Origin of the sequence: Frigoribacterium sp. CFBP 13605 (assembly GCF_014839405.1) — a bacterium.
Classification (GTDB): domain Bacteria; phylum Actinomycetota; class Actinomycetes; order Actinomycetales; family Microbacteriaceae; genus Frigoribacterium.
In genome coordinates this window covers 1-9,657 of record NZ_JACYNS010000096.1, presented here as the reverse complement: position 1 = coordinate 9,657, position 9,657 = coordinate 1, and the positions used below count along the sequence as shown (strand labels likewise).

General features: G+C 73.2%; 10 protein-coding genes. 5 read left to right on the top strand and 5 right to left on the bottom strand.

The genetic code is table 11. From position 1 onward, the window contains the following. On the top strand, positions 1-692 hold a 692-nt coding region (locus tag IFT36_RS13475), incomplete at its 5' end, for an MFS transporter (protein WP_274598576.1). On the opposite strand, the gene IFT36_RS13470 is transcribed toward IFT36_RS13475, so the two are convergent. The 4 genes from IFT36_RS13470 to IFT36_RS13455 form a co-directional block, all read right to left on the bottom strand. Then, on the bottom strand, positions 679-1,998 hold the full coding sequence (locus IFT36_RS13470) for a Y-family DNA polymerase (RefSeq protein WP_056046762.1): 1,320 nt from the start codon (positions 1,996-1,998) through the stop codon (positions 679-681). The two genes, IFT36_RS13475 and IFT36_RS13470, sit on opposite strands and share 14 nt — an antisense overlap. Beyond that, positions 1,991-2,422: a LexA family protein gene (locus IFT36_RS13465; RefSeq protein ID WP_143048573.1), complete on the bottom strand. Its 432-nt coding sequence runs from the start codon at positions 2,420-2,422 to the stop codon at positions 1,991-1,993. Before IFT36_RS13465 ends, IFT36_RS13470 begins: the two co-directional genes overlap by 8 nt. Positions 2,423-3,015: 593 nt before the next feature. After that, positions 3,016-4,248 (bottom strand): DUF2254 domain-containing protein, encoded by a 1,233-nt coding sequence (locus IFT36_RS13460; protein ID WP_200413381.1) that lies wholly within the window; start codon positions 4,246-4,248, stop codon positions 3,016-3,018. Between the two features lie 74 nt (positions 4,249-4,322). Then, entirely contained in the window at positions 4,323-4,925 is a 603-nt protein-coding gene (locus IFT36_RS13455) for a TetR/AcrR family transcriptional regulator (RefSeq protein WP_200413380.1), read from the bottom strand. 62 nt (positions 4,926-4,987) lie between these two features. Here IFT36_RS13455 and IFT36_RS13450 point away from each other — a divergent pair, with 62 nt between their 5' ends. Next, a complete protein-coding gene (locus IFT36_RS13450) occupies positions 4,988-5,638 on the top strand; it encodes an NAD(P)-dependent oxidoreductase (RefSeq protein ID WP_056046768.1) in 651 nt (216 codons plus the stop codon). A 24-nt stretch (positions 5,639-5,662) separates the two neighbouring features. On the opposite strand, the gene IFT36_RS13445 is transcribed toward IFT36_RS13450, so the two are convergent. Continuing rightward, the gene (locus tag IFT36_RS13445; protein WP_056046770.1) at positions 5,663-6,259 is read right to left on the bottom strand and encodes a TetR/AcrR family transcriptional regulator; all 597 of its coding nucleotides are present in this window, start codon (positions 6,257-6,259) and stop codon (positions 5,663-5,665) included. A gap of 51 nt (positions 6,260-6,310) precedes the next feature. Here IFT36_RS13445 and IFT36_RS13440 point away from each other — a divergent pair, with 51 nt between their 5' ends. The 3 genes from IFT36_RS13440 to IFT36_RS13430 form a co-directional block, all read left to right on the top strand. Then, the gene (locus IFT36_RS13440; RefSeq protein ID WP_056046772.1) at positions 6,311-6,781 is read left to right on the top strand and encodes a GNAT family N-acetyltransferase; all 471 of its coding nucleotides are present in this window, start codon (positions 6,311-6,313) and stop codon (positions 6,779-6,781) included. Between the two features lie 252 nt (positions 6,782-7,033). Then, positions 7,034-8,044, top strand: coding sequence for an AraC family transcriptional regulator (locus IFT36_RS17010; protein WP_200413379.1), 1,011 nt, complete (start codon positions 7,034-7,036; stop codon positions 8,042-8,044). A gap of 142 nt (positions 8,045-8,186) precedes the next feature. Beyond that, on the top strand, positions 8,187-9,657 hold a 1,471-nt coding region (locus IFT36_RS13430; RefSeq protein WP_307785110.1), incomplete at its 3' end, for an MFS transporter.

The following is a 9,657-nucleotide window of genomic DNA, read 5'->3' as shown; positions in this document are numbered from 1 at the left end:
CGGGCGCGGGCGCGGGGGCGGGCTCGGGGGCGGGCGCTGGCTCGGGCCCGGGCTCGGGCCCGTCGGTGATCGCCGATCTGCGCGAGGGGTGGCAGGAGTTCACCCGGCGCTCGTGGGTCTGGATCGTGGTGGCGCAGTTCGCGGTGCTGAACGCCGCGTTCGTGGGGGCGACGACGGTGCTGGGCCCCGTCGTGGCGGATGGGTCGTTCGGGCGGGCGGCCTGGGGGCTGGTCGTCGCGGCCCAGACGGTCGGCCTCGGCCTCGGAGCCGTCGTCGCCCTGCGCTGGCGGCCCCGGCACGGCCTCGCCGTGGGCGTGGGGCTGATGGCCGTCACGGCGGTGCCGGTGGCGACGCTCGGACTGGCTCCGGTGGTGCCCGCGCTGGTGGTGGCCTTCCTGTTGGGTGGCGTCGCACTCGAGATCTTCGCCATCTCGTGGGACCAGTCGTTGCAGAGCCACGTGCCCCGCGCCTCCCTGGCCCGGGTCTACTCGTACGACATGGTCGGCTCGTTCGTGGCCGTGCCGCTCGGCGAGGTGTTCGCGGGGCCGGTGGCGCAGTACGTCGGCACGCGACCGACGCTGCTCGTCTGCGCCGCGATCATCGTGGCGGCGACCCTCGCGGCCGTCTCGACGCCGGGCGTCCGCCGACTGACGACCGACGAGATGCGCCCACGGATCGTCACCGAGCCCTGACGGTCGCCAACTCGTCCCAGTGGGTGGTGGCGCGGGGCGACACCATGTCGCGCTTCATCGACCACCCGCGGCGGTGCCGGAGACCCGCGATGCCGAGCCCGAGGGTGTCCTCGCCGAACTTGCCGGCGATGCGGTCGATGACGGCGCCGTAGGCGGGCGGTGCCGCGTCGGCCTCGCCGAAGACGTCGAGGCTCGCATGTTCGTCGCGCGGGGTGAGCTCCATCAGGGTGACGCCCGCCCGGACGTAGCGCTTGCCGGGTTCGAGCTGCGGCCCGAGGGCGGCGATGGCCGAGCGGTACAGCAGGGCGGCGTCGTCGGTGGGCTCGGGGAACGCCACCGACACCGAGTGGTTCGTGTGGGCGGCGCTGTCGGAGAACGGCGAGGTCGCGGTGAAGCAGCGCATCATGCGCGTCAACGACCCCTGCCCGCGCAACCGGGCCGCGGCCCGCTGCGTGTAGACCGACAGGACCTCTTCGAGCTCGGTGACCGTCGTGATGGGCACCGCGAACGACCGCGAGTGGTAGATCTGCTCGCGGTCGGGCTGCACCTGCTCGATCGGCAGGCAGTCGACCCCGCGTAGTTCGTGGACCACCCGGGCCTGCACGACGCCGAAGCGCGTGCGGATGCGGGCCGCGTCGGCGTCGCGGAGGTCGGCCGCGGTGTGGATGCCGAGCGGCGCGAGCTTCTTCGCGGTGCGGCGACCGATGCCCCAGACGTCGCCGACGTCGACGCTCGCGAGGATGGCCGTCTGCTGCTCGGGGGCGTAGCTGCCCAGGTGGCAGACGCCGGCGAGGGCGGCGTTCTGTTTCGAACCCCGGTTGGCGAGTTTGGCCAGGGTCTTGGTCGGCGCGATGCCGATGCTGACGGGCAGCCCGATGAGCTTGCGCAGGGCGCGGCGGATCTCGCGGGCCTGGGCGATCGTGTCGTCGAGCGAACCGGTCAGCTCGATGAACGACTCGTCGATCGAGTACACCTCTTGGTCGCTGGTGTACCGACTCAGGATCTCGGCCGACCGCGCCGACATGTCGCCGTAGAGCTCGTAGTTGCTCGACACCGCGACCACGCCCTGCATCGCCGCGATCGGGGCGATGCTGTGCCACGGTGCCGCCATGTCGACGTTCAGCGCCTTCGCCTCTTGGGAACGGGCGATGACGCAGCCGTCGTTGTTCGACAGCACGACCACCGGCCGCCCTTCGAGGGCCGGGTTGAACACGCGCTCGCACGACACGTAGAAGTTGTTGGCGTCGACGATGGCGACGCTGCGCTCGGACGCGGTCGACCGGGATGTCGTAGCGGACTCAGACACGGTGCAGGCACCTCGTCACGACGCCCCAGATCGTCGCCTCGTCGAGCTCGGACAGCACGATCTCGGGGTAGGCCGGGTTCTCGGGGCTGAGCACCATCCGCCCCTGCCGGTACGAGAGGCGCTTGACGGTGAGCTCGGCGTTGACGACCGCGACGACCACGTGGCCGTCGTGGGCGTCGAGCCCCCGGTCGACGACGAGCTCGTCACCGTCGAAGATGCCGGCGCCGGTCATGCTGTCGCCGCTGACCCGCACCAGGAACGTCGCGGTGGGGTCGCGCATCAGGTGCCGGTTGAGGTCGACCGGCCCGTTGTAGTAGCCCTGCGCCGGAGAGGGGAAACCGGCGTGGACGGCTTCGGCGGCCTGCTGCGGCAACAGGTGGTCGGGACGTTCGTCGCCCCCGACGGGGCCGATGACGGCGGTCACCGTGTGCCCTCGCACCCGACACGGGGGTCGCCGAGGAGGCGTACGCCGGTTCGCACGGACGACTGCCGGTGGTCTCTCATCACGCCTCCCACCGAGGACGCTACGTCAGACCACCGACACCGCGCTCCGCGCCGGGACGGCCGCCCCACCGCCCGCCCCGCCGCGTGGTCGGCAACTCCTGCCTCGTGCTGCGTCGTTCCGCGGCGGCCCCGAGCCTCCGGGCCCGGGGACTCGCGCTGCGGCACCATCCCGGAGTTGCCGACGGGAATCGTGGTGACGCGCGGTCCCGACCGGAGCCGAGCCCGCCCGCACCCCCGGCACGCCCCGCCGCCACCCTGGCACCCCGGCGCCCCGCTCAACCCGCCCTGCGCGTCGCCTCGCGGTGCGGGCAATTCCTGCCTGGTGTCGCACCGAGCTGCGCGAGCCCCGGGACTCGGGGCCCGGGATTCGGCGCTGCGGCACCAGCCCGGAGTTGCCGACACGAGTGCGTGACGACCCGAGCGCACGGCACGGTCACGACGCGACGTGCACGTCCGCACTGCCGAGCCACGCCCGCGGCACGCAGGCGCAGGCGGTCGTCGGCGGCGGGAGCCTCAGCCGGCGAGGGCGTCCCGGAGGGCGGTCCCGTGATCGACCAGTCGACCGGCGCGGGCCGACGGGGCCACCTCGTCGAGCCGCTCGACGAGGCGCAGCGCGGCCGCCAGCACGGCCGGTTGGTCGGGGGCGTAGGTGCGGACGGTGTGGAACAGCGAGTCGACGAGCGCCTCCACGGACGGCCACGTGACGAGGACGACGGGCGCACCCCGGTCGTCCAGCAGCGCCGTGACGGGCTCGCCCCGACGCCAGAGCGGGACGAGCACTCCGGCCGACATGTCGAGCGCGCTCACCGCGGTGTACGGGTCGTTGCTCCCCGAGGCGAGACCGCGCACGGCGATCTCGACGAGTTGCTGCAGGGCGAACCCGACGTCCTGGTGAGGCGTCCGGGCGGGCCCCAGGGTGGTCGCCCGTCGCAGTTCACGGACCGTGTCGGACCCCGGGGAGGCGCTGGTCACCGCGAGCGGGTCCCCCACGATCACGTACCGGCCGGGCATCGCGACGACCTCCACGACGAGGCCTTCACGCACGGCGACGCGTCGGAGCGCCTCGAACGCGACGGTCTGCACGTAGCCGTCGGCGTCGGCACGGACGACGGCCGCGTCGGCCGGGAGCGGATCGTCCGCCGAGGACCGGGCCCGCGCCTCCTGGCTGACGTCGTCGGCGGGGCTCGTGGGGTAGACGACGTCGGTCACGGCCCGGAGGTCGTCGAGCACGCGCGCCTGCAGCGAGGTGATCTGCACCGAACCGGCGATGTGGTGGATGAAGAAGACCAGCACCCCGACGTCGAACACGCTGAGCAGGACCGCGACGTGGACGGCGATCACCGGGACGAACGCGCTGGTGTCGTCGACCTCGGTGTGGACGGTGCGCATCACGACGATGCAGTAGAGGAAGGTCGAGGTGAAGGTCGCCAGCACGAACTGGTTAGCACGGTCGGCCATGAAGTTGCGGACGAGTCGCGGGCCGTAGGTCGAGGACGTCGTGGCGAGCACCGAGATCGTGATCGAGAACGACGTCCCGGCCACGGTCAGCATCGACGTCCCGATGCCCGAGAGCAACGACCGTCCCCCGGAGGCGCTGAGGGCACCCAGCAGCGGCAGCCCCTCGGTCACCGTCGTCGGCAGGGACCGGTCGACCGTCACCAGCACCTCGGCGAGGACGACGGCGACGAGCCCGAACACGGCGGGCAGGAACCAGAACGACTCCCGCACGCGGGTCAACGACAGCATGCCGCCGAGCGTAGACGGGGCCTCCCGCCGGGCACCGCCCGAGGGGAGGACGCCGCCACCGACGCCCCCGCCGATCAGCGGGTCGTGACCACGCGCCGTCCGAGGTCGGAGTCGAGCATCGTGTCCATGGCCGTGCCCACCAGGCGGTCCCCGAGGGGGCGCTCGATGCGGCCGGAGGCGACCAGCGAGGCGATCCCCTGCATCGTCGCCGCGAAGAGCATCTTGAAGTGGTCGCGCGACTCGTCACCGGACGCCTCGGACTCCGTCGGCCCCAGGGCTCCGTCGAGGACGGCGAAGAGGGTGCCCGCCGCCTCGTGCACGGCCTCGGGCTTCGTCGTCACCTTGGTCTGGAACATGAGCTCCATCAGCGCGGCATCGTCGACGGCGAAGTCGACGTAGGCCCGGGCGACGCGATGGAGGCGTTCCGTCCGACCTCCCTCGCCGTCGAGCGCGCGTCGGACCGCGGTGGTGAGCCGCTCGAACCCGGCTCCGGCGAGCGCGTCGAGCAGCGCCTGCCGATCGACGAAGTGGCTCCGGGGGGCACCGTGACTGACCCCGGCCCGACGGGCGAGGTCGCGGAGCGAGAGGCCGTCGACACCGGACTCGCGCACGACCTCGATCGCCTCGTCCAGCAGCACCGCGCGGAGGTTCCCGTGGTGGAAGGGCCGCTGCGTCATGCCTCGATCCTAATCCCCGACTAGTCATTGACTAGATACTAGACACCGCCTAGATTGAGGCCATGACGACTCCACGCACCCTCCTCGTGCTCGGCGCCACGGGGCAGACCGGGCAGCACTTCACGCGACTGGCACTCGACGCCGGGCACCGACTCCGCGCTCTCGCGCGGACGCCCGGCAAGCTCGCGATCGAGCACGACGACCTCGAGGTCGTCCAGGGCTCCCTCGACGACGACCTCGACCTCGACGCCCTGCTCGGCGGCGTCGACGCCGTCGTGATGATGGTCGGGGACGCGGCCGCCCAACGCGAGCGGCAGGTGAACGCGACCTTCGTCCGAGCGCTCGTCCCCGCCATGCGCCGCAGCGGCACGCGGCGACTCCTGTACCAGGCCGGGGGCCTGAGCGCGGCACCGGGCAAGCCCCTCGCACCGGTGCTGCGGATCGTCCGCAGCACGATCGCCCGCGCGTACATCGGCCAGCACGAGGACAACGAGGCCGTCATGCGCTACCTCGACCAGGACGCCCGTGACGTCGAGTGGATGGTCCACCGGGCCGGCATCGGCTCCGACGGCCCGTCCAAAGGCGAACTGCACCGCTCCTCCTCGTTCATCAGCATCGGCACGTTCGCCGACTGCGCCGCCTACGACCTGCGGCTGCTCTTCGATGATTCGGCCGTCCACACCTGCGACGGCAGCCGCTACCGGCGGGGCTGATCGACCACCGGTGCGGCTGATCGACTACCGCGGGGCGCTGGTCCGCAGGGCGGCGGCGAGGACGACCTCGAGAGCCTGCACCTGGCGCGCCGCGGTCCAGCGGCCGGGGTCGCCGGTCGCCAGGCTCGAGACCCCCTCCACCGCCGCGACGAGGGCCGCCGCCCGGGTGCCCGCCTCGTCGTGGCCCCCGGGATCACCGACCCCGAGCAGTCGCGTCAGACGGTCGGCGAAGGCGCGGCTGGCGAGGGCGTGCCGCTCGGCCAGGACGGGATCGTCGAGCGCCGCGGCCAGGAAGCCGACCCACACGCGGGCCTCGGCGAGACGCTCGTCGTCGGTCGGCAGGGTGCCCAGGACGACGGCGCGTACGGCGGCCACCGCGTCGCCGGCATCGCCCTCGAGCGCGTCCGAGCGCTCGCGGGTGCGCTCGTGGAGCACGTCCCGGGCGTGGAGCAGCAGGGCCTGCTTGTCCCGGAAGGTGTGCAGGACGAGGCCCGTGGTGCAGCCCGCCCGTTCGGCGACCGCGCGGAGGGTGAGCCCCGTCGGCCCGCGCTCGGCGAGGGTCGTGAACACGGCGTCCGAGAGACGCCTCCGGGTGTCGTCCACGTCACGCGTCCTGCTCATCCCGTGATCGTAACGCATGTTACCGTAACGGTTGTCACGAAAGGACGACCCATGCGCTGGACGATCACCCGGACCCCCTTCGACCACCCCGACGCCGACGGCCTCCGCCGCGCACAGCGGGTCGAACTCGACGCCCGGTACGGCAGCGACGACCACGAGCCGGGCACGCCGCCGTCGGCGGCCGACGTCCCGGTGTTCCTCGTCGCCCGCGCGGACGACGGCCGGCCGATCGCCTGCGGTGGCCTGCGCCCTCTCGCCGACACGGTGGTCGGCCCGGCCACGGTCGAGGTCAAACGCATGTACGTCTCGCCCGAGGCGCGGGGATCGGGGGTCGCGACCGCCGTCCTCCGAGCCCTCGAGGACGCCGCACGCGACCTGGGCTCCCGCCGGATCGTGCTCGAGACGGGCATCCTCCAGCCGGACGCCATCCGCTTCTACGAACGCGAGGGCTACGAGAGCATCCCGCTCTTCGGCTCGTACGCCGGGTCGGCCGAGTCGGTCTGCTTCGCCCGCGACGTCTGAGCCGCGGCCGCGGCACCCCGTCGACCCGCAGGCGCCCTGCCGACCCGCGGGCGCCCTCCCGACCCGCGGCGGGGCATCCCCCTCGGGGCGGGGCACGTCTTCTGGGGTAGGGACAGCCGCCGGCGGATGCGGCATCGTGTCCGTCAGACCTCCCGTCGGCGATTCGTGACGAAACCTGCTCGACCCTCGTCCCCATTGCTGAGGCCACGTCCCACCAGCGTGCGACCCGGAGAGGAGGACCAGGAGATCACCGTGCCCAGCACCTACATGCCCGCGACCGGACCGGCGCCCGACGAGCGCGCACCGGACGAGCGCGCACCCGACGACTTCCGCCGGGACGCCTGGTCGAGCGACGACGTCGAGGAGGCGCGCGACAGTCTGCAGACGGTCCTCGCCGGCCGGGACTTCCGCGCCCGCGTCGACTCGGAGCCGTTCGCGTTCCGCTTCGCCTCCGCCGGCGACGCCCGTCTGGCCCTGCAGACCGGCACCTTCACCGGTCACCTGCAGGGCACGATCCCGTGGTCGCGGGACTACGTCGTGTCGTGGTTCCAGCAGGGCTCCGTGACCATCGACCACCCCACCGGGCAACTCACCAGCGTGGGCACCCGGCCGTTCCTGACCCCGACCGAGACGTCGTTCTCGTTCGTGATGACACCCCACCGGCACGGCATCGTCCACATCGACGGCGCCTTCTTCGAGGAGGTCGCCACCGAACGCCACGCCGGGCCGGCGCAACGGATCGTCTTCGACTACGCCGCCGTGCCGAGCGACGTCGCCCTCGCCGCCTGGCAGCGCACCCTCGGCGCCGCCACCCCGACGATCGTCGACCCGCGGACCCCTCCCCTCGCCCGCCACAGCGCCCAGACGGCGATCGTCAGAACGCTGCTGGACGTGTTCCCGTGGCGAGCGGTCGACGTCCCCGACTCCCTGCGCACCGAGCGGACGAAACGCCTGCGACTCGCCGCCGAGTACGTCCACGCCTACGCCGATCAGGCGATCTCGTCGGCGGACATCGCCACGGCCGCCGGCATGCACACCCGGACCCTGCAGCAACTGATGAACGAGCACCTGGGCTCCAGTCCGTCGAAGTACCTGAGACACGTCCGCCTCGACCGGGTGCGCCAGGACCTCGTCGCGGGCGACCCGGGGACGACCCTCGTCTCGGAGGTCGCCGGCCGCTGGGGCTTCGGGAACATGGGCCGGTTCTCGGCCGCGTACCTGGCCCGCTTCGGCGAGCACCCGAAGGACACCCTGGCGCGCTGAGCGGTCGGAGGCGCGGGTTCCGTCATCGCCGGCGGTCCGTGTATCGTCTCCTTCACTGAGGTAAAAGGCGTCGCGATCCGCGACGCACCCGCACGCGGCATCGGACGATCCGCCACTTCTTCCCTCGAAGGAGTGCGCCCTCGTGTCGCCCAGCCCCCACCTCATCCGCCGCGCCGGCCTCCGCACCGGCGACGCGCCTCCTCGCCTCTCGGACGCCTGGATCGCCCTCGCCGGGTTGTCCGCGGTGTTCCTGTTCGAGATGCTCGACAACTCGGTGCTGAACGTCGCGCTGCCGACGATCGGCCGCGAGCTGGACGCCTCGACGACGGGGCTGCAGTGGGTGTCCGCCGCCTACTCGGTCGCCTTCGGCGGGCTCATGCTGCTGTTCGGCGCCGTCGCCGACCGCGTCGGCCGCCGCCGCGTGATGATGACGGGACTCGTCCTGCTGGCCGCGGCGAGCCTCGCCACCGCGGCGGTCACGACGACCGGGGAACTCGTCGCCGTCCGCGTGCTCATGGGGGTCGCGGCCGCGATGACCACACCGGGGTCGATGGCGCTGGCGTTCCGCCTCTTCGACGACGAGGGCCTGCGCGTCCGCGCGCTGACCGTCATCTCGACCGCGGGGCTCGTCGGCCTCGCCGTCGGACCGACGGTCGGCGGCTTCGTGCTGGCCGTCGCCCCGTGGCAGGTGCTGCTGCTCGCCGACGCTCCCATCGCCGTGCTGGCCCTGGTCGGCATCGGGCTCGGTGTCGCCCGGGACGACCCCGCGGGGCTCCGACGCGTCCCGGTCGACGTCGCCGGAGCGCTGCTCGGCACGGCGACCGTGTCCACCGCCCTCGTGACGCCGACCGTCCTCGTGGAGTCGGGTGACACCTCCGGGTGGGGGTGGCTCGGCGTCGCCGTGACCGTCGTCGGCGCCGTCGGGTTCGTGGCCCGGGAGCGGTCCGCCCGGCACCCGGTGGTCGACCTCTCGCTGCTCGCCCGTCCGTTGGTGTCGAGCGGCCTCGCGTTCAAGGCGGCGTCGGGCCTCGCCGTCGCCGGGCTCTCGTACCTGGTGACGCTCCAGCTGCAGTTCGCCTGGGGCTGGCCGCCGGCCCTGGCCGCCGTGGGGACGCTTCCGCAGGTCGTCGTGCTGCTCGCCGGCGGGCGCCTCGTCGGGCCGTTCGTCCGGCGGGTCGGTCTGGCCCGGGCGGCGTGGATCAGCGCGGCGTCGGTCGTCGCGGGCCTCGCGGTCTTCGGCGCCCTGGGTCGCCACGGGTACGTGTGGGTGCTCGTCGCGCTCGTGCTGGTCGCGGCGGGGATGCGCGTGGTCGGGGTCGTCGCGGGCGCCTCGGTGCTCACCGGCCTGCCCGCCGACCGCACCTCGGTCGGTGCCGCCCTGGTCGACACGTCGAGCGAGCTCGCGAGTGGTGCCGCCGTCACCGCGGCCGGGACGGTCGTCGCCGTGCTCGTCGGCGGCAGCATCACCTCGACCACCTGGACGGCCGCACGTCTGGCCACGTTCCAGGACGCCCTGACGGTCGCGGGCCTCGGGCTCGCCGTCGTCGCCGCCGCGCTCGTCGCGGTCGGGACGACCCGTGCGCGGGCCGCCGACGACAGGACCGACCGCGGCC